This is a genomic window from Salibacterium salarium (genome assembly GCF_030813635.1).
Taxonomy (GTDB): domain Bacteria; phylum Bacillota; class Bacilli; order Bacillales; family Marinococcaceae; genus Salibacterium; species Salibacterium salarium.
In genome coordinates this window covers 234,281-258,946 of sequence record NZ_JAUSUM010000003.1, presented here as the reverse complement: position 1 = coordinate 258,946, position 24,666 = coordinate 234,281, and the positions used below count along the sequence as shown (strand labels likewise).

At 39.6% G+C, this 24,666-nt stretch carries 20 protein-coding genes; 11 read left to right on the top strand and 9 right to left on the bottom strand.

Annotation, left to right across the window (positions count from 1 at the left end):
* Positions 1-2: 2 nt before the first annotated feature.
* Positions 3-2,153, bottom strand: coding sequence for a hypothetical protein (locus J2S78_RS12905; RefSeq protein WP_306899172.1), 2,151 nt, complete (start codon positions 2,151-2,153; stop codon positions 3-5).
* 373 nt (positions 2,154-2,526) lie between these two features.
* Between J2S78_RS12905 and J2S78_RS12900 the strand changes: the two genes are divergently transcribed.
* On the top strand, positions 2,527-4,221 hold the full coding sequence (locus J2S78_RS12900; RefSeq protein ID WP_306899170.1) for a hypothetical protein: 1,695 nt from the start codon (positions 2,527-2,529) through the stop codon (positions 4,219-4,221).
* Positions 4,222-4,278: 57 nt separating this feature from the next.
* On the opposite strand, the gene J2S78_RS12895 is transcribed toward J2S78_RS12900, so the two are convergent.
* The 7 genes from J2S78_RS12895 to trhO all read right to left on the bottom strand — a co-directional run bounded on the left by J2S78_RS12895 (position 4,279) and on the right by trhO (position 11,608).
* Positions 4,279-4,944: a response regulator transcription factor gene (locus tag J2S78_RS12895; RefSeq protein ID WP_306899168.1), complete on the bottom strand. Its 666-nt coding sequence runs from the start codon at positions 4,942-4,944 to the stop codon at positions 4,279-4,281.
* A 13-nt stretch (positions 4,945-4,957) separates the two neighbouring features.
* Positions 4,958-7,222: an ATP-binding protein gene (locus tag J2S78_RS12890; protein WP_306899167.1), complete on the bottom strand. Its 2,265-nt coding sequence runs from the start codon at positions 7,220-7,222 to the stop codon at positions 4,958-4,960.
* A 241-nt stretch (positions 7,223-7,463) separates the two neighbouring features.
* Entirely contained in the window at positions 7,464-7,637 is a 174-nt protein-coding gene (gene comX, locus J2S78_RS12885; protein WP_306899166.1) for a competence pheromone ComX, read from the bottom strand.
* Positions 7,638-7,671: 34 nt separating this feature from the next.
* Positions 7,672-8,616: a polyprenyl synthetase family protein gene (locus tag J2S78_RS12880; RefSeq protein WP_306899165.1), complete on the bottom strand. Its 945-nt coding sequence runs from the start codon at positions 8,614-8,616 to the stop codon at positions 7,672-7,674.
* A gap of 806 nt (positions 8,617-9,422) precedes the next feature.
* Positions 9,423-10,055: an NAD(P)-dependent oxidoreductase gene (locus J2S78_RS12875; protein ID WP_306899163.1), complete on the bottom strand. Its 633-nt coding sequence runs from the start codon at positions 10,053-10,055 to the stop codon at positions 9,423-9,425.
* 67 nt (positions 10,056-10,122) lie between these two features.
* Positions 10,123-10,533 (bottom strand): Rrf2 family transcriptional regulator, encoded by a 411-nt coding sequence (locus J2S78_RS12870; protein WP_306899161.1) that lies wholly within the window; start codon positions 10,531-10,533, stop codon positions 10,123-10,125.
* A 109-nt stretch (positions 10,534-10,642) separates the two neighbouring features.
* Positions 10,643-11,608, bottom strand: coding sequence for an oxygen-dependent tRNA uridine(34) hydroxylase TrhO (trhO, locus tag J2S78_RS12865; protein ID WP_306899159.1), 966 nt, complete (start codon positions 11,606-11,608; stop codon positions 10,643-10,645).
* A 376-nt stretch (positions 11,609-11,984) separates the two neighbouring features.
* On the opposite strand from trhO, the gene J2S78_RS12860 reads away from it, so the two are divergent.
* The 9 genes from J2S78_RS12860 to J2S78_RS12820 all read left to right on the top strand — a co-directional run bounded on the left by J2S78_RS12860 (position 11,985) and on the right by J2S78_RS12820 (position 22,352).
* Positions 11,985-12,839: an MIP/aquaporin family protein gene (locus tag J2S78_RS12860; RefSeq protein ID WP_306899157.1), complete on the top strand. Its 855-nt coding sequence runs from the start codon at positions 11,985-11,987 to the stop codon at positions 12,837-12,839.
* Positions 12,840-12,880: 41 nt separating this feature from the next.
* A complete protein-coding gene (glpK, locus tag J2S78_RS12855; RefSeq protein ID WP_306899156.1) occupies positions 12,881-14,371 on the top strand; it encodes a glycerol kinase GlpK in 1,491 nt (496 codons plus the stop codon).
* A gap of 108 nt (positions 14,372-14,479) precedes the next feature.
* Positions 14,480-16,144, top strand: coding sequence for a glycerol-3-phosphate dehydrogenase/oxidase (locus J2S78_RS12850; protein ID WP_306899154.1), 1,665 nt, complete (start codon positions 14,480-14,482; stop codon positions 16,142-16,144).
* A 230-nt stretch (positions 16,145-16,374) separates the two neighbouring features.
* Complete coding sequence (locus J2S78_RS12845) at positions 16,375-17,493, top strand: oxidoreductase (protein ID WP_306899153.1); 1,119 nt, start codon at positions 16,375-16,377, stop codon at positions 17,491-17,493.
* Between the two features lie 648 nt (positions 17,494-18,141).
* Positions 18,142-18,573: a DinB family protein gene (locus tag J2S78_RS12840; RefSeq protein ID WP_306899151.1), complete on the top strand. Its 432-nt coding sequence runs from the start codon at positions 18,142-18,144 to the stop codon at positions 18,571-18,573.
* 118 nt (positions 18,574-18,691) lie between these two features.
* Positions 18,692-19,417 carry a (Fe-S)-binding protein gene (locus J2S78_RS12835; protein ID WP_306899149.1) on the top strand — a complete coding sequence of 242 codons (726 nt, stop codon included), beginning with the start codon at positions 18,692-18,694 and terminating at the stop codon, positions 19,415-19,417.
* Between the two features lie 18 nt (positions 19,418-19,435).
* Positions 19,436-20,866, top strand: coding sequence for a LutB/LldF family L-lactate oxidation iron-sulfur protein (locus tag J2S78_RS12830; protein WP_306899147.1), 1,431 nt, complete (start codon positions 19,436-19,438; stop codon positions 20,864-20,866).
* The gene (locus tag J2S78_RS12825; protein WP_306899145.1) at positions 20,866-21,570 is read left to right on the top strand and encodes a LutC/YkgG family protein; all 705 of its coding nucleotides are present in this window, start codon (positions 20,866-20,868) and stop codon (positions 21,568-21,570) included. The genes J2S78_RS12830 and J2S78_RS12825 overlap by 1 nt, the downstream gene beginning before the upstream one ends.
* A 68-nt stretch (positions 21,571-21,638) precedes the next feature.
* The gene (locus J2S78_RS12820) at positions 21,639-22,352 is read left to right on the top strand and encodes a FadR/GntR family transcriptional regulator (RefSeq protein ID WP_306899143.1); all 714 of its coding nucleotides are present in this window, start codon (positions 21,639-21,641) and stop codon (positions 22,350-22,352) included.
* Between the two features lie 127 nt (positions 22,353-22,479).
* On the opposite strand, the gene J2S78_RS12815 is transcribed toward J2S78_RS12820, so the two are convergent.
* Positions 22,480-23,760 carry a TolB-like translocation protein gene (locus J2S78_RS12815; RefSeq protein WP_306899141.1) on the bottom strand — a complete coding sequence of 427 codons (1,281 nt, stop codon included), beginning with the start codon at positions 23,758-23,760 and terminating at the stop codon, positions 22,480-22,482.
* 200 nt (positions 23,761-23,960) lie between these two features.
* Here J2S78_RS12815 and J2S78_RS12810 point away from each other — a divergent pair, with 200 nt between their 5' ends.
* Entirely contained in the window at positions 23,961-24,476 is a 516-nt protein-coding gene (locus tag J2S78_RS12810) for a GNAT family N-acetyltransferase (RefSeq protein ID WP_306899139.1), read from the top strand.
* Positions 24,477-24,666 lie beyond the last annotated feature (190 nt).

Genomic DNA, 24,666 nt, shown 5'->3' with positions numbered 1-24,666 from the left:
CTTTAATCTTCGATGTTTTCGAAGATGTCTTGTACGATATAGTAGCTTTGTTTTAACTGTTCGTCGTATTCTACCTCCTGCCAGTTCTGCCAGTCATAAAGCGGATAGTCTTTTACGGAAATAGGGGAGGATTGATTTTCTAATCCATGCGCCGTATCGGATTCGTTATTAACGATCCATGGAATGAAGCGAATCCCATCAGTATTCTCTACAGGCATTTGTTCTGCCTCTTCTTTTACAGGACTGTAACTCACCACCTCCTTGGTACTGGGATCCGTGAAACCAAGTAACGCCCAAGGAATTTTCATTTCGATGACTTCCCCCTGATGCTCCCAGGCTGCCTGGGAATTTTGAGAGGAAGAAGCTTGATTTATTTGGCCTACAGGGACTTCTTCAAATGGTAAAACGTTATTTGTGTTAGGAAGTTCCATCTCATGATTGACGACAAGCTGCCATGGATGCATGCTTTCGTCCTCATCTATTTCAGCAGCATAGCCATACAGCCGTTGATGAAAATCATAGCTCGGGGCAATGAGAACTTCACTTTCGGTTTCTTCTCCCAGCCGGACTACTGTCTCCATCCCTTCATCAAGGCTTTTACCTTGCAAAAGGTCTGGTTTCTTCGCCCCTCCGGAGGTTGTATTTACACCAAGATAAAATGTATCCTCTGCCAAATCGAAATTTTCAGGAAGTCGAGCTGCTACATAGATGTACCCTTCATCCTTGGTAATTGTTAAATTAGTAAGAGGTGTCGGGAGTTTTTCAATTTCACTCTGCTCTAACGTTTCCCAATCTTCTAATTCTCCATCTATGGTGAGGGTATTATTTTTACTCGGATACATTCCCAGCAAGCCGTAGGACATTTCAGCAGATAATGGATTAAACCAAAAAGGCCGACGATTTGCATTTTCAAATGGCAAAGTGTTCCAAGTGTTTTTAAACCATTCGTCCTGCCATGTGAAAACGAGTGCGCCTGCATAATTTTCTTGATGGATATGCTGCAACATATCTGCGTTGTATTTCCCTTGTTCTGTTTCGGTATGCCCTCCCTGATCCCGTCCGAGCGGTCCGAGATGGGCATTGCCCCGAGAAGAAGGGACTCCGAACTCTGTGATCATAACTGGCATATCTTTGTGATAATTTTTAAGTTCCTGCAAGTAACCTTTGTATGTATCGATTTGCCCCTCCTCGTTTTTGACATCATCATACTTATCAGTAATTCTTAAGAAATCCGGATAATAAGGATAAGCATGGAAGGATGCAAAATAACCGGCTTCTCCGATCTTCCTCTGAATTTTTGTTGCATCTACACTGACAGCATCCTCCAGTGCCAACGGTTCATCGGGGTGACTGAGTGGATCGGTTGTTATCCAATTGGTAAATGTAATCGGATGCTGCCACCCTATTTTTTCTTCTTCCTCCGCAGTATAATTCATAAGTTCAGCCAACCAACTTTCAAATGGGGAAGCATCCGAGGCTGTTTTAAAATAATCACCGTCGAAATCTGTACTGTTGTTGTGCTGCTGATTCGTATTCTCCACTATTTCAGGGTTCCACTCTGTACCAAGGTGCCAGGCAACTAAAAAGGAACTCGCATCTGTCGTATATTCACCACTTGCTTTACCATTTTCAGACGGAATGGTGGTTTCCCCGTTAATGGCTCCGATTGCACGAGATATTTCTTCTTTGAATTGTTTCGTCACTTCAGGCGACCATGCATCTTTTTTCTCTTCCAGCACGTTAACTGGTGACCACACCCCCTGCATAAAAAAGAGAGGGTTCTTTGGGTTGTCCTGATTGTGTTCTACCAACGCCTCGTAAAATTCCGGCTCGTGAATAGTGTATATTCGAATCGTATTAGCTCCCAGCTGTTGAATCATGTCAAACCAACGGAGATAATCTTCTTTTTTAATCGACAGCTGACCAGGAAAGTGTCCGGGTAAAGAGGCTCCTAAGTTAACACCTTTCACAAAAAAAGGGGACCAGCTGTTATTTTTGTAAATTTCGATTTGATTTTCATTGGTACGGAATTTAATATGTGTTCCATTGTCTAATTGTTCGCTTTCAGCCTCTGTCAAGGAATTAGATGAGTCACACCCCCCGAGAATAAGAAACAGAAGGAGCATTAGAGGTACGTTAACTTTCCATTGCATCCTTAAAAAAATACCTCCTTCAGTATTTCAAATTTGTGTCACGAAAATACTTTTTTTGTTGAAAACTTAAGGTTTAAGTGATTAAATAGTTATGTGCTTTGTCCCCCTACGTTTTTCACGCTAACATGAGGGCATTCTGTCTTCATCGAAAACTATATTTCGGAATTACGAATATATCTTTCGGTAACCCCTGGATTTTTCGGCAAGATGTTATATTTATGCTCCCTAATTAATCATCGAAAGTGTGAACCGGAAAGGCTGGCTCACATTTATAAGGGACGTTGTATAAACACGCGAAAAATGGTTGCGCGATACCCTTAAAACACTGGGATGTACCCCGGGGTCAAGTAGTAAAACATAGGGAGGACTAGAAATGAAGAAACAAGTATCGTACTATCTGCTAACTATTACTGCCCTCATACTTCTAATGGGCTTTTCTGATTCTGATGAAGTTCAGAAAGCCATGTGGGTGGAAAACATAGACATTAGTGAAAAGAGGGATTCAATCTTAAATGAAGCGGAAGAAAAGGGTTTCAACGTGTTGTATGTGAGAATGGACCCAGAAACACCTTCCAATGCGTACTCCAGTCTCATCCGTCAGGCAAATGAGAACGATATAGAGATTCATGCCTTAGGAGGGGAGCCTTCATGGGCTCTGGAGAAAAACCAACAGCAAAACCTTGACTTTATTCAGAGGGTGAAGAATTACAATGAAGACGTCTCTAAAGAGGAACGATTTGAAGGAATACACCTGAAAATACAGCCTCAATATCTACCTGAATGGTATGAGGGACAAACCACTGTTATTAAGGAATGGAAACAAAACCTGAACGCTGTTTTAGACACCTTTCCTGAAGATGATTCTCTGGAGCTAAGTAGTTCTATTCCTTTTTGGTTGGACGAAGTGGAAACGCCGGGTGAGCCTGAGACACCATTTAGTACATGGTTGATAAGTCAATTTGATCATACGACAATTCTTGCTTACCGCGATACACTAGAAGGGCCAAATGGCATTGTAAACTTAACAAAAGATGAATTCGAAGCTGCTGATAACCTTAATAAACAAATTTTAATAGGAGTAACAATTTCAGATACAGGGCAGGACTACACTACATTTTTCGAAGAAGGTATTTCGGATATGAATATGCATCTCAATCTTGTTGATAAACATCTGGGAACGCATGACTCCTATAGAGGAAAAGCAATAGATGACTTTTCCAGCCTGGAGGCACAGGAGGAACAGTCTTCCGCGCAACCGGAAGAAGACGAGAACGAGAACTATCGAGGAACGTATATATGGGAAGCGGAAACACTAATCAATGAAAAAGACAGAATTATTGAATTTGCCACTGAAAAAAATATAAATCTATTATATACACGACTGGACCTCACCCAGCCATATAGCGCTTATTCTGATTTTGTGGAAGAGGCAAACGCCAAGGGGATTGAAGTACATGCAATGGGCGGGCACCCTTCCTGGGCTCTCAAGAAAGAAAAATCCCGGATGCTGAACCTCGTAGATTACGTAAAAACGTATAATCAATCTGTCGATAAGGAACAGAGGTTTTTGGGAATTCATCTTGATGTTGAGCCGTATACAGAACCATCATGGGCGGAAGATCAACAGGAGATACTTTCACAATGGATGGACAATATTGAGTTGTTTGTGAACGAAACCAAACGAGAGTCAAATCTGGAAGCCAGTATGGACCTAGCTATGTGGTTTGATGATACGGAAACACCGGGCCATCCTGATACGCCTTTTAACGAATGGGTGATCAACAAAATGGATCATACCTCTGTCATGGCGTTTCGTGATCATGCTGAAGGATCTGGAGGAATTCTGAATGCAGCCCAAAATGAAGTGAATTATGCAGAAAGCATAGACAAAAATATCATTATTTCTGTGGAAATGAAGAAAAACACAGCGAACCCCCATATTTCCTTTTACGATGAAGGAGAAGATGTAATGGAAGAAGAATTGGACATAGTGAATGAAGAACTGGGCTCTTATTCCTCCTACCAGGGCCATGTTGTTCATGCCTATCGCTATTGGAATAACGATTAAATATAAGAAAATAAATCCGTAAAAAAGCCAGTCAGATTTGGTACTCTGACTGGCTTTTTATTTCGCTTCCTCCGGGATAATCCCCCATTGCTTGGATTTCAACACGGCTTCAGCTCTTGTTTTCACCTGAAGCTTTTTAAAAATATCCGTTAAATTATATTCAATGGTGCGGGGACTATTGTAAAAGAGGCTGGCAATTTCTTTATTGCTTTTTCCTTTTGCCACTTCTATGAGAATCTCCTGTTCCTTTGAATTGATTGATATTTCTTGTTGCTCTTCAGTGGAGGACGTTATTTCTGTTTCTTCTATCCGTACTTCCATTTTTCGTAATTGCCGTAGCAAAGAAGCCGGGACCACTGCTTTACCGTCCACTCCATAGCGGATGGCCTGAATCAGTTCCTCCCGGGAAGATGTTTTACTGATGAATCCAGATACCCCTGCTTCCATTAACGTATTAAAATAAGGTCCAACTTCATGGCCTGTGTAGATTAAAACAGGGGCAGTCTGTCCTATAGAACGAACATGTTTCGTCAACTCAATCCCATTCATTCCTTTCATACGTAAATCAAATAACATGAGCGAAAAGTGTTCGTCATGAAGAATATCGATGGCCATGCCCGGACTTTCCACAATGGTCACTTTCATATCTTCTTCCTTCTCAATCATTAATTTAGAACCTTCTCCAACTGCTGGATGATCATCGACTAACAAAATTTTTATCATGTTTGTCCCTCCGTTACATTACTTCAAAGTAATTCATAAATTCTTGATGTGATGGAAGTAGTATAACAACTTCTACCCCGGTCCCTTCCGGTGAAAGAATCTCAATTGATCCATGAACACTGTTGACACGCTGCTGTATCCCCGCCAATCCCATACTTTGAGTGGAGCGGTATTCATCCTTCGGCGGCAATCCTACTCCGTTGTCTTTGTACGTCATAATAAATTGATTTCCTTCACTTCTCATTTCAATGTCAATATGACTGGCCCCGGAATGCTTTGATGCATTATTTAATAATTCCTGAACAATTCTATAAAGGGCCAGAGACTGTTCATCTCCAAGGTTGGAATTGAAATCCCAAGAGTTAAAATAGATGTTAAATTCTTCACGTTCCTGATAGTACTGAATTAAATAGGATAGAGCCTCAACAATTCCGGTGTCTTTTAAAAAAGGAGGTCGTAATAATGTACAAGTTTCCCGAACTTGGTTAACTACTCCTAGCAACCCCTCCCGCAATTCCGATAACTGAACTCTTAATTGAGCAGAATGCTGTTCTTGATCAAGCAGCTCTTCTACTTTGCGATACCAAATTAATTGTTCTTGTAATGCGGAATCATGTAGGTCATAAGACAGCCGGGCCCGCTCTTTTTCGGATAGTTTAAACAGTAATCTTAACATCCACGAAGGCATGGTCTGATTGTTATAAAAGGACTTATTTAATTCTTCTGAAACACCTTCCATTAGTTGAAGATTTTCATAAACAATGCTCGTATAGTGAACAAGAGCTTTTATCCAGTGTTGTTCGTCTTGATTAAATGGCGTGTGGTTCACTTTTTGTTCAATCCAAAGAATATGAATGGTATCATACTCATCACTAATAACGGAGCATAGCCCGTCTTCAATTAAAAATTGGGAGCCAATGGATAACACGGACTGATGATGCATCACATACATTTCAATGAAGTGTCTTGAATACTCTTGATCTCCAGAGGATAAATTCACGACACCTTTATCCTTGGCAAACGTTACGATAGAGGCATTTTCAATCGGCAGTACCTCTTTAATCTCTTGAATCAATCTCTCGTTTAATTCCTCTTTCTTTAATATTTTCGCTATATCATAAGAAAAGCGGTCAAGACTAATTTTGTAATTGTATTGACCTTTAAACAGGCTACGGACATTTAGTTTCTCTTCTAAATAGAAAAATAGAATGAACGAGCCATACGTTAAAATAATCAGTCTGGCCCATTGGATATACGTCAAATTTGTAAAAAACACCACCATCGCGATAACCATCCCGGTTAATATCAACGATTTAAAAGCATAATATCGGAACCGGCTACTGATAAAATCAACATCAAATACTTTATTCGTCAAAACTAAATAAAGAAAGAAGACCGGCAGCACAATAAGGAATGCAGCTGTAACAGGAGCCGGAAGCAATTCTATTTCAAATAAGGTTTTTGGTAAGGCCGTTAGAAAAATAAATGGAAAAAAGGAGACAATTATGCTTAAGATTGTATTCTGAAATATAGGTTTATGGATGGTTTTGCGAAATTTAAAGTAATAGTAAATAAGTATACAAAATCCAAACAAGATTTCAATAGAAAACAGGAGCAGCTGAGAATTTCGAACCCACTCATACATCCTGCCAATATCTTTGAAGTTCGATAATGCATCTAGGAAAACGACAAATATGTTTACTCCATAAAATATCGCGAGCATGATCCAATTTATCAATTGAATCCGGTATTTTAATAAATACTGATAATGCAAATGCAAAAATAAAACAGGGACCATCATGAGAGAAAAACTGTTCACGATTCGAGCAAATGAATCTAGTCGTGCGGAAGCTCCTGCACTTAAATAGCAAAAACCAACTGCTGACAGAAAAGCAATTAAATAGAGAGCAATAGGTTCTCCGCGTTTTTTTGAATAAATATAAAGCGAGAATCCAAACAACACCATAAATACGGTTATAGGCAGTAGCATATGGTACAAAAGAGTGTTGAAGTTTCGTGAAACTTGAACCTTATATTCGAGTTGGTTGCCATTATGAACAACTTTCATTTGTTCCAGCTTGCCAATCACTCCGTAATGTTGGATGGAAGAATAAGAGGTCGGTGATTGTTCATTAACTTCTATGACAATGTCACCCGTTTGAATATTCCTTTGCCCGGCCCATCCAATTGGGTCTACTTTTGTAATTTCCCATTGCCCCTTGTCATTCTTCTTTACGTCCAAACCTATGTAGGTTTCGGTGATCGTTGCGTAAACCATATAGAAAGCAATCAGGGCGATGATGATTAAAAAAAAACCCACTTGCAGCGTTTAATATATTCCATACAGACTCTCATCCCCTCTAAGGAATCTTTACGTAAAAAAACCAGAGTAACTCTGGCTTTTTTACACTGATAGGAAAGCATTATTTTTTTGAATCAGTTTGAGAAAACTTCGGGATTCGCCATAAGACTCGGCGAACAGTTGGTCTTTCTAAAAGAAAGGTTAGGTAAGTTATGTTTTATTTCCAGTAACCATTCTTTACGTCTATACCATGAAATTCCTTATCGGTCAATACATCCAGCACAGCCGCTTTTTCTGTTTCTGAAACGCCGGCTAGATTCAATTTATCCTCTTTCAACTTTTCCAAAAGATGGGGCTGTTTAGCTAATTGTTGCACTGCTTTTTGTAACATTATGATATTCCTCCTTGAATTTGAATAAGTTTTTTTAAACTTGTTCTATATACTCTCGCATACAGTCTTTCCATTCCTGGCTCACATGCAGTTCATTCATTTTATAAATAGCGCTTCTTTGGTATACACGTTTTAGAACGCGTACATATAAAAGGACTGGCGACTGATGTATCCACTGAAACAGAGACTCTTCCTTCTCCATCATAAACGCTTGATCTATGTTGCCTGCATAATAATCCTGAATCCATTGTGCTTGTTCATCATTTTCTTTAGAAAGTAACATGATAGGCAGCGTCCATTGTTTCTGCAGTAAATCATTCTTGGTATCCATACGTAAGAGTCCGTGTATATCATTAGCTAATTGTGCTGTCACTCCAAGACTTTCCGAATACTCCTGAATGATGGCCAGCTGATCCTTCGTTGTTTCACGAAGTGTTGCACCGATGAGGGTTGAGCAAGTCATCAATGATCCTGACTTGTACTTGATCATCCGTAAAAAATCGTCCTCCGTGTCATAGACATGTTTAAGATCTTGATGTTGGCCTTTTACTGCGCGTAAAACTTGGTGGTAGAGGTGGTGAAGAGCTGCTGACTTCAAATCGTCACCATAAGGAGCTTGTTTTAGAACAAGCATACTTAAAGTAAAAAAACCTGTTGATAGATTCATCGAAGTAGAAAAAGGAAAAGTAGACCATGGCTTATCCATGTCATCTTGATCCTGCAGGTCATCCAGCATGTCCAGAGCTAGAATTAAAAACTCCACCGCCGCAGATACATGAAACATTCCATGACTCTTCTCGCTTTCCTCGAGGTGATAATGCAACTGAGTTAATTCCGAAAACAAAAAGCCTTCCTTCATCTTGTACATTATGAACAGGGCAGCATTCTCTCTAAGATCTTCATCATCCAAATGGGTATTGACCATTTGAAGCATAACCTCTGTTATCTCTTGAGATGAATAATATGGAATTTGTTCCATAAACCACTTCCCTTTCAAAAAATTATGTGTGTTTGTATAATTCGGGTTTAGCTTATCATAAAGTAAGGACAGCGTGAAATGGTAATATAGTATTGCGCAGATACTTCAAATACCTTGCTAATTCAAGTATTTAAATCCTTTAGACACACACTTTGAAATGTTACAAAACTGTTCCGTATTTGTTATATTTAAAAAGTATTAAATGTATCATAAATAAGGGAAAAAATGGGATTGTATTTAACGACAAGCAGGCAACATATGTGAAATTTTACTCTGAAGTCTAATTTCTGTTTTTTTACAAGGTTTTTATCAAAATTTAAATAAATTTTTAAATATATGTAATAATACTTTTTATTTTATTAATTATAAATAAGATATCAAGGATGATGTAAACCCGGAAGAAGGTAGCAAAACGTTATATGTATTTTTTCCATAAAACGGGACTTAAGTAATATTTAAAGTATGAAAGATTGGTAAAAAATGAAATATGAATTTTTTATAAATTTTGTTTTTGTTGCTGATAAAAATGTTCAGCTTCTGCTTAATCAGAATAAAAATTTTTAAAAAGCAAATCAGGTATTCACGGTTTTAACTAAAATAAGGGAGGATATTTACTTATAATCAATATATATTGATTCAACAGTGATAAGAACCAGCTGGAAGTCTCAAGCTGGTTCTTTTTTTATAGGATAGGGAAGTATAAAATGTTGGCGTTTTCGGATCCAGCTTCAGCGCCCAGCCGTTCGGAGGCCTACACGGGGCCTGCATGACACAGGTCAGTTCGGCGTTTCCACAGGACGCTAGTGTTATCTTTCTCCAATCACTGTAAAACGTTCATTGATATGTTCTTTGTTTTCTATTTCATCGAGCACGGCGATGGCGTAATCGGCGTAGCTGACGTAACTGTTTCCTTCAGAATTGGTGATAATATGGTCTTTGCCTTTCTGATAAGTACCGGTGCGTTTACCTTCTGAATCAAATTCGACAGCCGGGCTTAGAAAGGTCCAGCTAAGATTCTCCGCATTTTGCAGAGCATTAAGGTTTTTGACCTGGCCCCCTGCCATTGGTTTGATTTCATCGGGAAAATCCGGTGTATCGATAAGCTGTGTTGTTTTGTTATCATCCACATACAGGCTGGCGGCGCCTCCGACTACAAAAAGACGAGTATTTGTCCCTTGCAGTGCATCGCTCAGTATGCGTCCGGATTCGATATGAGGCTGTTCTTCGTCAGGAGCGGACCCAAATGCATTTACTACAACATCGAAGGTTGATAAATCATCACGTGTCAGGTGGAAGATATCCTGCTCTAACACAGGTACATTGTGCTGTAATTTTGAAGGGTTCCGCACAATTGCTGTCACGTTGTGCCCTCGTTCTAATGCTTCCATTAAAATAAGATGTCCCGCTTTTCCAGTTGCTCCTATAATTCCAATATTCATGAAAATAACCCTCCTGTTATAGAATGTAACTGTTTTTGTTACAGGGGAGTGGTAAAAAAACACCTCTTTATATAATAAGGTGTTCTATGACATCCTGCAGCGTTTGATTGGCTAATTCATTTTTCATGGCATTTTCTACTCGTTCGAAACTGTCATCCAAGGTTTGTTGAATTTGTTTCCCTACTGGACATGCAGGATTAGGGTTAGCATGGACAGTAAATAAAACTTCTTCTTGAAAAACTGCATGATAAATATCCAATAAGGTTACATTCTCAGGTTTTTTCATAAGAAAAGCTCCTGAGATACCAGGTTGAGTTTTAATCAGTCCTCCTTTTCGGAGCATTCCTGAAATCCGTCTGATAACAACCGGATTTGTTTGAACGCTAGCGGCCATAAATTCAGATGTAAGTTTGTCGTGAGGATGAGTAGCGAGTAATGATAAAATATGAATTGCCACACTAAGCCGACTGTTAACCATGTTGTCTCCACCTTGTAACCAAATTTGTTACAAATATATAATCACAGATTAATTCCGATTAGTCAACTCATGGATATAAAAAAGCTGCTGTACAGCAGCTTTTTTATACTTAGGTTGTTTGATGAAAATGTTCACCAATCTGATTTAACCGCTCTTCCCAATCATCATTTGTCAACGAATGCTCAACAATATAACGGTTCTCGGGGTCAACACGACATTCTGGTGTGCAGCCGCGTAAATATTTATGCTCGTTCTCTTCAGAGCAGAGAATTTGGTCGTTGCACTCAGGGCTCGCACAGTTGACGTATCGTTCACACGGTTCACCGTCAAAATGGTCACGTCCAACAACAACGTGTTCTTCTTGGTTAATTGGTACACTAATTCGTTCATCGAAGACGTAGCATTGACCGTCCCACAGCTTGCCTTTTACTTCATCATCTTTCCCGTAAGAGACAATCCCGCCATGCAATTGGTTAACATTTTCAAACCCTTTATTCTTCAGCCAGCCGGAGAATTTTTCACAGCGAATACCTCCGGTGCAGTACGTTAAAATTTGCTTTCCATCAAGCTCTTCTTTATTTTCTTCAATCCAGTCCGGAAGTTCTCGGAAGGCATTTATATCGGGGCGGATTGCACCGCGGAAATGGCCTAGGTCGTATTCGTAATCATTGCGGGCATCGATAATTACGGTATCTTCTTCCTGCATCTTTTCAAAGAACTCCTTGGGGCTTAAATGATTGCCAGTCAGTTCGTTTGGGTTAATATCTTCTTCCAGTCGGAACGAAACGATTTCGTCCCGGTGGCGAACATGCATCTTTTTAAAGGCGTGCCCTTCGGCTGGATCGATTTTAAACTCCATGTCAGCAAATCGAGGGTCACTCTTTATGTCTGCCATATACTGATTTGTTTGTTCGATTGTTCCTGAGACGGTACCGTTAAGTCCTTCTGAGGCAACCAAAATACGTCCTCTCAAGCCTAGGTTTTTACAGTAGTCGAGATGTTCCGTTGTGAATGTCTCCGGGTCATCGATTTCCACATACTTGTAGTAAAGCAGTACTTGATAATTATTTTCCATTTTCATCACCTATTTGTGTTATATTTGCAAGATATACACGCGTATAGGCTTATACGGGTTTCTTACAATAGTCTATTGTAAAGAGAAACCCCATGCTTTCGCAACTGTTTTCTCTTAAAAGTAATACAGAGTTTTAAAGTAAAATAAAAAAATGAAAATTTATGAAAATGTTGACAACGCTTTCAAGGTTATTGTAAGGTGTTATTAGGTTAATAAATGTGATGGAGATTCTGAGATCCACGCCAGCTTTTAGACACTAGGGAGAAGTCTATGTCTAAAAGGACAGGTGTGGATTTTTTGCGTTTGAGGCCTCAAACTGTTGCTCCCATCAGAACCACTTTAACCATATGGCTTAACCAATTTGGAGGGATAGTTTATGTCACCATTTCTTGGTGAATTAATCGGTACGATGATACTGGTCATTTTAGGCGGCGGTGTTGTTGCTGGTGTTGTATTAAAAGGTTCAAAAGCAGAAGGAGCAGGTTGGATTGTCATTACAGTAGGATGGGGTCTAGCTGTTGCCATGGGAGTTTATGCCGTTGGTAATTTTAGTGGAGCTCATATCAATCCTGCTGCTACGTTGGGATTGGCAGCAGCGGGTGATTTTCCTTGGTCGGATGTGCCGATGTATATTTTAGCTCAAGTGATTGGGGCTATGTTAGGGGCATGTGTTGTCTATTTTCATTATTTAGCGCAATGGCGCAAAACAGAAGACAAGGCAGCCAAATTGGGAGTATTTGCTACAGATCCGGCGATTCGAAATTATTCTGCAAATCTAGTTAGTGAAATGATTGGAACCTTTATTCTTGTGTTAGGGTTAGCGTTTATTGGTGCAAATGAATTTACGGAAGGATTAAATCCACTTATTGTTGGTCTTTTAATTGTAGCGATTGGTGTATCACTTGGCGGAACAACTGGATATGCAATTAATCCTGCTCGTGATTTAGGACCGAGAATTGCTCATTTTCTGTTACCGATTCCGGGTAAAGGCTCCTCTGATTGGAAGTATGCTTGGGTACCAGTTGTGGGACCGATTATCGGCGGCATATATGGAGGTGTTTTTCACCAAGCTATTTTTCTTGGAGAAGTTACACCGCTATTTTGGATATTCACAGGTATTGTGGCCGCCATTTTTATTTACGCACAAATTCAAAATGCCCGAAAATACAAGCAAGAAATGGCGACCTATCAATATAATCAAATAGAGAAAAAGGAATCTTTGTCTAATTAAACGTAAAATCTAGTATACAATGAAAAAAGAGGTGCTTATATATGGAAAGATTTGTGTTAGCTTTAGATCAAGGAACGACGAGTTCAAGAGCGATTCTTTTTAATCACGCGGGAGAAATTGTAAAAACGGCACAGAAAGAGTTTACCCAGTATTTTCCGAAGCCGGGTTGGGTAGAGCATGATGCTACCGAAATATGGGGAAGTGTCTTAGCGGTAATAGCAACAGTTCTAACAGAAACAGACACTAAGCCTGAACAGATAGCGAGTATTGGGATAACAAACCAACGTGAAACAACGGTCATTTGGGATAAAGAAACAGGTAAACCTATTTATAACGCTGTTGTGTGGCAGTCACGTCAAACAGCGGAAGTGTGTGAAGAGTTAAGAGAAAAAGGATTAAACGATATTTTCCGAGAGAAAACTGGTTTGTTGATTGATGCTTATTTTTCCGGAACAAAAGTAAAATGGATGTTAGATAATGTGGATGGTGCACGCGAAAGAGCGGAACGTGGAGATCTATTATTCGGGACGATAGACACGTGGTTAATTTGGAAATTATCTGGTGGTAAGGCACACGTGACGGATTATTCTAATGCGTCCAGAACTTTAATGTATAATATTCATGAATTAAAATGGGATGAAGAACTATTAAATATTTTGGATGTACCAGAGTCCATGCTTCCAGAAGTTCGTCCATCGTCGGAAGTTTACGCCCATACGGTAGATTATCACTTTTTCGGGGCTAGTGTTCCAATTGCTGGTGCGGCAGGTGATCAGCAATCAGCGTTGTTTGGCCAGGCTTGTTTTGAAAAAGGGATGGCTAAAAACACTTATGGAACAGGCTGTTTTATGTTGATGAATACAGGGCAGGAGGCTATTCAATCAGAGCATGGATTGTTAACAACGCTCGCTTGGGGGCTGGACGGAAAAGTAGATTATGCGCTTGAGGGAAGTATTTTTGTTGCAGGTTCTGCTGTTCAATGGCTTCGAGATGGATTGCGACTTCTAAGCAATGCATCGGAATCTGAAGACTATGCTAAACGGGTAGATTCAACAGATGGAGCTTATGTTGTTCCTGCTTTTGTAGGACTTGGTACGCCTTATTGGGATTCAGATGTTAGAGGTGCCGTTTTTGGTATTACCCGCGGGACTGAAAAAGAACACTTTGTACGTGCTACCCTTGAATCCCTTGCTTATCAAACGAAAGATGTATTAGATGCGATGACAGCAGACTCCAATATTAATTTAAAAACCCTCCGTGTTGATGGAGGTGCGGTAAAAAACGATTTTCTCATGCAATTTCAAGGTGACTTGTTGAATGTACCAGTAGAGCGTCCTGTTGTAAATGAAACAACTGCACTTGGAGCCGCCTATCTTGCAGGGCTTGCTGTCGGGTATTGGGAAAGTCGTGAAGAAATAGCGAAACAATGGAACGTTGAAAAGACATTCACTCCTGCTATGGATGACAAACAAAGAGAAAACCTTTATAATGGATGGAGAAAAGCAGTACACGCAGCAATGGCGTTTAAATAACAAGTTAATACGCATGGTTGGAGAATATGAGAAACCAGAAAACCCTTTTTGATAACTTGAAAAGGGATTTTCTGGTTTCTTTTTTTAAATAAGGAAGGGGTCACATCAATGAATAATTTTTCTGGTAAACAACGCAGTCAAATCAAAGAACAGTTATCACATGAAGCGTTTGACGTGTTAGTGATTGGAGGAGGAATTACAGGATCTGGTATTGCCTTGGATGCAACGACGCGAGGAATGAATACAGCTCTTGTTGAAATGCAGGATTTTGCAGCGGGTACATCAAGCCGTTCGACGAAGCTTGTCCATGGAGGACTTCGTTATTTAAAGCAATTTGAGGTCAAAATGGTAGCGGAAGTAGGGAAAGAGCGGGCGATTGTGTATGAGAACGCTCCTCACGTCACAACCCCTGAATGGATGTTGCTCCCTTTTCATAAAGGAGGGAATTTCGGTCCGTTATCTACGTCGTTTGGTCTGCGTGTGTATGACTTTTTAGCAGGAGTCAAACGGAGTGAACGGAGACAGATGTTTAGTCGCGAAGAAACGTTGAAAAAAGCTCCCCTTATAAAAAAAGATGGTTTGCGCGGCGGCGGATACTATGTTGAATATAAGACGGACGATGCCAGACTGACAATCGAAGTTGCAAAAGAGGCGGTTCAAAACGGAGCAACTCTTATTAATTATACAAAAGTCATTGATTTTCTGTATGAGAATGGCAAAGCTTCCGGAGTTATGGTAGAAGATCAACTAACGGGAGAGACATATTCCATTCGAGCAAGGAAAATTATTAATGCAGCTGGCCCATGGGTGGATCAAGTACGGGAAAAAGATAATGCTAAAAAAGGGAAACACCTTCGCTTAACGAAAGGAACTCATCTTGTTTTTGATAACAGTGTGTTTCCTCTTCATCAAGCGATATATTTTGATACACCGGATGGACGCATGGTGTTTGCCATACCAAGACAAGGGAAAACCTACATCGGAACGACGGATACGGTGTATGAAGGTGATATTGCTAATCCGAAAATGACCGAACAAGATCGGGATTATCTATTAGAAGCCGTGCGTTATATGTTCCCGGACGTTCATGTAACAGCTGAAGATGTGGAGTCTAGTTGGGCAGGCTTACGTCCGCTTATTTCAGAAGTAGGAAAAGACCCTTCTGAAATATCTAGAAAAGATGAAGTGTGGGAGCACGAATCCGGTATTTTGTCCATTGCCGGCGGAAAACTGACGGGTTATCGAAAGATGGCAGAAGATGTAGTTAACAAGGTGGCAAGACTATTTAAAGAAGAAAGGGATGTAGCATTTCAGTCTTGCCAGACCAAACATTGGAAGCTGTCAGGCGGAGATGTTGGCGGATCTAGTCACTTTTCAGCTTTTGTTAAAGAAAAGGTGAGGGAAGGAAAGGAACTTGGTTTAACAGAAGAAGAATCGGCGGATATGGCAGACAAATATGGATCAAATGTAAACCGTTTATTTGAAATATTAACGAACCGTGATGAATCGGTTATGGAAAAATACAACTTATCACCACTTGTTTATGCCCAAGTGAGATATGCTATAGAAGAAGAAATGACAGAAACCCTGTTAGATTTCTTTATACGCCGAACCGGGGCTTTATTTTTCCAAATTCAATGGGTGCACGATTGGAAAGATGCTGTTCAAGATTTTATGGCTGATGAATTGGGTTGGTCCACCGAACAAAAACAGTCCTTTCGTCAAGATTTGGAAAAGGAATTGCGGGATGCCGTAGTGACAGTAAAAGCATAAATGATAGTCAGCAGCTCTCTTTAGTTGCTGACTTTTTGTTTGAAAAAAGGCTTCGTGAGGTATAGTTGTATGGTGGATATGGGAAGTTATACGTAGGAATAAGCTTACTGACATTGGTCATTTTTTGCGAACAATAAATAAACATGTTTAGTGGAAGGTTTTTATACCTAAGATTAACTTTTCTGAGATACACCGTTCATGCAAAATTAGAGAAAAGACAGGTGATAGAATTGAGTAAATATGAAGATACTTTATTCGAGCAAGGTCATATTAGTAATCATATTTTTAAAAATCGATATATGGTTGCACCGATGACAAGAGTGAGCTCTGAAGAGGATGGGACTCCGAATGAAAGAGCACATCAATATTATAAACGTTTTGCGGTCGGCGGTTTTGCTGCCGTTATTACAGAAGGTATCTATCCTGACACCGCGTATAGCCAAGGCTATGAATATCAGGCAGGTTTAGCAACGGAAAATCACAAAGAAGCATGGAAACCAATCGTTGCGGATGTGAAAAAGCATGGCGCAAAAATGATTGCCCAGTTAATGCATGCCGGAGCACAGTCTCAAGGAAATTATTATAAAGATCATTCGGTCGGTCCTTCACCATTCCAGCCGCCAAGTGACAAAGTTTCTGTCTACGGCGGAGAGGGAGCTTTTCCTGTAGCAGAGGAGCTATCTAAAGAAGGCATTGAACAAGTGAAGCAAGGATTTGTACAATCCGCAATTTTTGCTAAAGATGCGGGGTTTGATGGTGTTGAATTACATGGTGCTAATGGTTATTTGCTGGACCAATTTTTATCAGAAACGATAAACGAACGTCAGGATGAATACGGTGGCTCTGTTGAAAATCGTTTACGATTGTTACTTGAATTAATACGTGAAGTAAGGAAAGCGGTTGGAGAGAATATGATTGTTGGGATTCGTATTTCTCAATTGAAAGCAACCAACCCTCACTTCCGTTGGTCTGGTGGGGAAGAAGATGCCAGAGTCATTTTTACGGCGCTGGGCCAATCCAATGTGGATTATATCCATTTGTCTGATGATGATGCGACAACACCAGGTTTTGGAGAAGGAACAATGACTATGACGGAAGCGGCGCAAAGATTTTCCTCCGTTCCGATTATAAGTTGCGGCAGCCTTGCCGATCCTGAAAAAGCGTCCACGTTGATTGAAAATAATGTGGCCGATTTTATCGCAATCGGGCGCCAGGCATTAGCGAATCCTGATACTCCGCTAAGGGTCCAACAAGGACTGCCATTAAGTGAGTTTAATAAAGAAGGCATTATGCTTCCGAAAGCTTATGTGAAAGATTTTGAATTGGAACAAGAACTAATTGAAGATTAATGATGAAGAAAGCACGAGTCCAAGAATGGATTCGTGCTTTTTGTTGTATAGACAAATCATTGATATTTCTCCTACAACCCATAAATTTTCAAGGATTTCATAAAGTCAAATAGAAGATAATGCCGAAAAAAAAAGATATTTCCCAAAAACAAAAGAATATAATAGATGATTACCGCTTTCATATTATATGTTTTCGTTTTCATGCATTTTCCTGCTATTTGAGATAATAATAAAAACATTTAATAATGAAAGTATTAATAAAAGGAAAGCAGGGATTTATCATGAAACAATTCTTTAAAACGGTAAAAGATATTATTATCGAAGCAAGTGAACTACAAAAACAAGCAAATGAAGGTATAGATAAAAATAAGTTATAAGAAAACACGGTTCTTGAAAAAATCGCCCAAGATTCTTGCTTTTTAAAAAATGCTTTGTCCTAAATGAGGGCAAAGCATTTTTTGTTTATATGGCTGTTACACGTATTTGTCCGTCAATAAATAATTGATACAACCTGTAAGGTATTCACAAAATGTCTATCATTCGGACTTTTTTATAATTAAAACACTTTTGTTCCAACCTCTTTCATTTAAAAAAGGAATTTATGAGGATGATGCAGAAAAAGTAAGAAAAATAAAGGATGTGATCACAATGAAAAGCGATGGGTTCATATATGCCGCTGACATGACAAATCAGTTAGCTGAAGAACTGCCAGAACAGTTGTGGGACAAGCCGTTGATTGACGAGTTAGGAACGATAAGGAAGTTGTTTAAGCATATGATACGGGTCAGAGGTGTATATAGAAGTGCGTTAAAAACAGGGAAAGTGGAATTTCCAGGTCATCTTATTCCAGAAGAGGCCAATATCAGTTATGAGTTAAGGAGGAGTACAGAGGAATTAGCACTAGCGTTTGAACAAACAAACCTTACAAAAATATTATTGTATCAGGAGAATATTACGCCTGTTGAATTGCTGCACAAAGTCATTCAACACGAGGGAATACATCAAGGCCAGTATTATATTGCCTTTCAACAAGCAGGCATAAGTGTGCCTGAGCAGTGGAAAATGGATTGGAATATGTAGCGTGCCCGATGTTAGTATCTCCGTTTGTAAACGGTATCAATCTTTGGTAATATAAATATAATATCGTTAGTCATCAGATGACCATATCTGTGAAGTGGTCAAGGAGGTCATAAAACCTATGAAAATATCATTATTTATCACATGTTTAGGAGATGTATTTTATCCTGATGTCGGAAAAGATATGGTCGAACTGTTAGAACGGCATGGTTGCGAAGTAGATTTTCCCGAGAATCAAACCTGTTGTGGACAACCGGCGTATAACAGCGGATACCATAAAGACACAAAAAAAGCAGCCAAGCACATGATTAAAACATTTGAAAATGCAAATGCGGTAGTGACACCTTCTGGTTCATGTGCAGGAATGTTAAAGGAGTATCCATCGTTATTAAAAGATGAACCAAAATGGAAGGCAAGAGCCAAAGACTTGGCAGACAAAACATATGAATTAACGCAATTTTTGTACCGTGTGCTTGGTGTGACAGATACAGGGGCTACATTAAATACAAGTGCAACGTATCATTCCTCCTGTCACATGATGAGACTGCTAGGAGAAAAAGAAGCTCCTTATAAACTACTTGAGAATGTGAGAGGTCTCGAATTAAGAGATTTGCAGAATAAACAAGATTGCTGTGGATTTGGTGGTACGTTTGCTGTGAAAATGACACCAATTTCTGAACAAATGGTTGATGAAAAAGTAGAACATATTGAAGAAACAAACGCGGAAATACTTATTGGTGCAGATAGTGGTTGTCTCATGAACATAGGGGGACGAATACAGCGCCAAAATAAATCAGTAAAAGTGATGCATATTGCACAAGTATTGAACAGTAGAGAAAAAGTATAAGGAAAGGAGGTCGTTTGTATGCCGATGAAAATAGCTCCGGAAAAATCATTTGATGAACGAGTGCAAACAGGACTTGATGACTCTTACATGAGGGAAACTGTGCGCTCTGCGCAGGAGAGGCTTTATACAAACAAGTCGAAAGCAGAAGAGGATCTTGGTCATTGGGAAGACTGGCGTACCTTGTCAGAAGAAATTCGTTCACATACTCTTGAAAATCTCGACTACTATTTAGAACAACTAAGTGAAAATGTAGTGAAAAATGGAGGGCATGTATTTTTCGCCCAAACTCCAGAAGAAGCGAATCAATATGTGAAAGAGGTTGCTGAAAAAAAAGAAGCGAAGAAAATTATAAAATCGAAATCAATGGTGACTGAAGAAACAAGTATGAACGAAGCCCTCGAAGAAATAGGCGTAGAAGTAGTTGAATCAGATTTAGGGGAGTATATCCTGCAAGTAGATGATCATGATCCTCCTTCTCATATCGTAGCGCCGGCTCTTCATAAAAATAAAGAACAAATCCGGGAAACCTTTGAACATCTAAAGGGTTATGATAAGACATCTAAACCGGAGGAATTGACGCAATTTGCCCGCGAACAACTACGGGAAGAGTTTCTCGATGCTGATATAGGTATTACAGGTTGTAATTTTGCCGTAGCAGAATCAGGCAGTGTCTCTCTTGTAACGAATGAAGGGAACGCAAGGTTGGCTACTACTGTTCCGGATACACAAATTTCTGTGATGGGGATGGAACGGATTGTGCCTACTTGGGAAGAGTTAGATGTTATGGTCAGTATGCTTTGCCGCAGCGCAGTTGGTCAAAAACTGACTAGTTACGTGACAGGTCTGACAGGTCCGCGGGAAGAAGGGGATTTAGATGGACCAGAAGAGTTTCATCTCGTCATTTTGGATAATGGGCGTTCTAATATATTAGGAACAGCTTTTCAATCTGCCCTTCATTGCATTCGTTGTGCTGCTTGTATTAATGTATGTCCCGTATATCGCCATGTGGGCGGTCATTCGTATGGATCCATTTATCCTGGACCAATAGGAGCAGTCTTGACACCGTTGTTGGAAGGCTATGAGGAGCACAAAGATTTACCATATGCCTCCAGCCTTTGTGCTGCCTGTACGGATGCTTGTCCGGTGAAAATTCCGCTTCATGAGCATCTTATTGAACACCGTAAGATTATTGCAGAAGAAGAAAAGAAAACGTCCCTTGGGGAAACATACGCTATGAAAGGTTTTGGACTTGCTGCTAGCTCTCCTGGTTTATTTCAAATGGCTACAAAAACAGCACCTTACATGCTTTTCCCACTTACCAAGGACGGAAAGATTGATAAAGGGCCGGGTATGATGAGCGGATGGACAGATATTCGCAGTTTTCCTGCCCCAGAAAAAGAGCGGTTCCGTGATTGGTTTAAAAACCGAAACACAAAGGGGGAATCCTGATGAGTCGAGGAACGATTTACAATCGTGATTCCTTTTTGAACAACATTGCGGAAAAACTAGGGAGAAAAAGGCGTAGTACTGGCGTTGAACGACCGAATTATGAAATACAACCACAGTGGGATGTTATGGCTGATTACTCCACAGATCAACTGATAGAAGTATTAAAACAACAATGTACGGTTATTCATACTGATGTGAAAGAGACGGATAAAGAAGGACTCACTGATGTCATAGAGAGTATTATGAAAGAATATGGAGCAGCTAAAGCAGCAACGTGGGATGATACTCGTTTTTCCGAATTCGGGCTTGATTCATTTCTTCTACGAGACGATGTGAGTGTGTGGGGATCGGCTCCTGAAGAAGACGATGTAAGAATAACAGAGCAAGCTGATATAGGTATAACATTCGCTGACTATACGTTAGCAGAGTCCGGTACTGTTGTGTTAATGAATGGTGGGGGAAAAGGACAGTCTGTCAGTTTACTGCCAACTTATTATATTGCATTGATTCCTATAAGCACCATTGTACCTAGGATGAGTCAAGTAACATCTGTTATTCATGAACAAGTTGCTGCTGGACAGCGCGTGCCTTCTTGTATCAATTTTATTTCTGGCCCTAGTAATAGTGCTGATATCGAAATGAGCTTGGTTGTTGGCGTTCACGGTCCAGTGCGAGCTACTTACATTTTAATCGATGATCGGTAAAGAGTGCCCGGTGCTTTATTGTATTATGTTATAATGAACGCTAATTCGTACAGAAGGAGCACGTTTGTATGACGTTAGAGCAAATTGAATCAAAAAAAATATCCGAGATTGTTCGGGAGCAAATAGAAGAAAGTATTAAAAAAGGGGAGATACAGCCGGGTTCTAAACTTGATTCCGTGGTGCAATTATCTGAACAGTTTCAGGTGAGTCGTTCCGCGGTTAGAGAAGCGTTGAGCGCGCTAAGAGCTGTTGGAATTGTTACGATTAAGCAGGGAGAAGGTACATTTGTAAATAATTATGACTTTTCTAGTGTCCTGGATCCGATGAAACCAAACCGCATTATTTCCAAAAAAGAGATGTTAGAGCTATTTGAAGTTAGAAAAATGATGGAAGTAGGAGCTACAGAATTGGCGGCGGAAAAAAGAACATCGGATTTATTGAAAGCACTGAAAGATGCCTTGTTTGAAATGAAAGAGGCATCGATTGAAAACAATGTGGGAGAAGCCGCAGATGTTGCTTTTCATATTGCGATTGCCGAAGCATCACAAAACGGATTAATGATGGATATGATGAATCAGCTCTCGGATACGTTACGTAAGACGATGTTTGAAAGTCGCCGTGTTTGGATTTTTTCAGAAAAAAGAACTCTAGAACGCTTGTATGAAGAGCACGAACGAATTTATAATGCAATTGAAAAACAAGATGCTTCGCAGGCAAGGAAAGCAATGCTCGAACATTTGTCAAACGTAGAACAAACGTTAATAACAGGCTTGGAAAGTTAAAACGTGGGGATTGAAACTGTAATGAATGAAAAGGATTTGTCTCAAGATAGAAGACAAATCCTTTTTTTATATACTGAGAATCAGACAGGACGAGTTTTGGGATATTTTCCCAAAAACGTCCTCTTTCTTATTGGTTTCTTTTGATAATAACGGGGAGAATCCAGAATAGAATAGTACATATTGCAAGTCCTGTAGTAACAGGTCCCAAGGCTAATGTGATTGCTTGATACGTCCAATGGAAGAACAAGCTTATAAGGTATACAGCTAGTGTCAGCAAAATACTAATAAGACCTGGGATGTAAATACCTATAGGTTTTTTACGGAAATGAAACACGAATAATCCGCCAACCAACACATAAAGTCCAGCACTTGTATAATCATTGGTGAGAGCATTTGCTGCAGCCCCGATGATTTGCTTTTCCGGTTTGGGCATTTGTAAATCAATGGTTGTCGTGTCTTTATTACTCAAATCTATAGATATAAGAGAATAATCCGTCGGTTCTTGCGGCCAATTGTGATCTTCATAATACAGCAGTTCATTTTTGTCGTGATAAAAAGCCGGTGATTCGACATTGCTGTTTACCGTAGTTAAACGTTCACTCTGACCAGATTCATTATCGTAAAGAAAAAGCTCATACTCGTACGTACCGCTAGTGGATAAGTCACTCATCGTACTATATGCCACTTGCTGCCCATCAGGAGATAGAACAGGACCATATATACCTTCAGGAAATTGTTGATAGGCGGACGGAATATCTGCTTCTTGACCTAATGGATGAGTTATTACTTTTTCTTCCCCATCTTCCATAGCATTAAATAGTGCATAGTCCCCTGAAGGTGAGATGGATAGGCTGCTCATCAACATATAATTTTGTTCTGTTAATCTCTCTACTTGTTCTGTCTCACGATCGAATGCATATAGATCGAAGCCTCCGACGTTTTGCTCGTTTGCCATCCAATCTTTTGCATCAATCCCTAGAAAATAGATAGTGGAGTTGTCCTTTGAAAACACAGCATCTCTAATATGTAATTGTTTATCTGTCAATTGCTCAGGCTCAGCGTCTTGATTTGTCCTGTCAACCGTAAACAAAGAATAAATACGATGTTGTGTTTCAGATAGAAATAAAATGTCATCACCATCAGGAGAATAAGTAGGGCTTTCCTCATCTGCATTATTTTGTGTCAATCGTTCGATATTACTGCCGTCTGGGTTTCCAGTATAAATATATGTACTTCCGTTTTCATGATAGGAAAAAGCAATCTCAGAATCATTAGGAGCAATGGATATATTATTGCTTGGTCCGGTATAAAAACTATAAGCATCAAGCGTAAATGAAAGAGTGACTGAGATAGAAAGTATTAGAGCTGTTACACCTGTGAGAATACGAAGCCAAAAGGATGTTTTCATTGTACCGCCTACCCTATTTTTTATATAAATTATCCTTTGGATATCATACCATGTATTGTGTTATATCAATAGATTCAAAAAGGAAATTAATGTTACGGTTACATATGAATCAGAGTAGGAGGAGAGTGGAAATCCACGCTTGAGCTGGATACTACACTTCACATGATAAAAGGAAATGAACATGGAGGGAAGAGATTTCAATGGGTGATATTGAGACGAGGCGATTGACTGTGGAGGATGCAGAAGAATGTGCGGAACTTCGAAAAGAGGCACTGTTAGTCTCGCAAGAACACTTTGCGGTCACGTACGAGGAAGAAGTGGTCGAGGGAGATTTCATAGCAGTGGTGCAACAAAGATTATTATGGAGAAACAGCGTCACGATTGGAGGTTTTTACAACGGAGCATTAGTAGGTACTGCGATGTTGTTAAGAAAACCATTGCAAAAAATGCAACATAAAGCAGACATAGAGGGAATGTATGTGGCAGAAGAATTTCGAGAGAAAGGTATAGGAAAAAGTATAATGAATGCCATTTTGGCCCAAGCAAAGATTTGGGAGGTGGAACAACTTCATCTTTCTGTAGTCAAGAATAACACTGCAGCCAAGTCCTTTTATCAATCAGTTGGGTTTCAACCCTATGGGATTGAAAAAGCTGCTTTAAAATATAGAGGAATGTATTGGGATGAAGAATTTATGGTCTTATTTTTAAAAGAGTAAAGTATGGGTGATTCTAAGAGCGTACCTTAAAAGTTAACATTTTAATGGTACGTTTTTTGTATGAGTTTTAAATGATGTCAACATCATTGTTGCCGTATCCTATTTTTTAAGGTGTTGATACCAGTATTGATAACGCTTTAATATGAAAAGTATAGAGATGTCATCAAGCATCTAAAATTTAGGAATAATA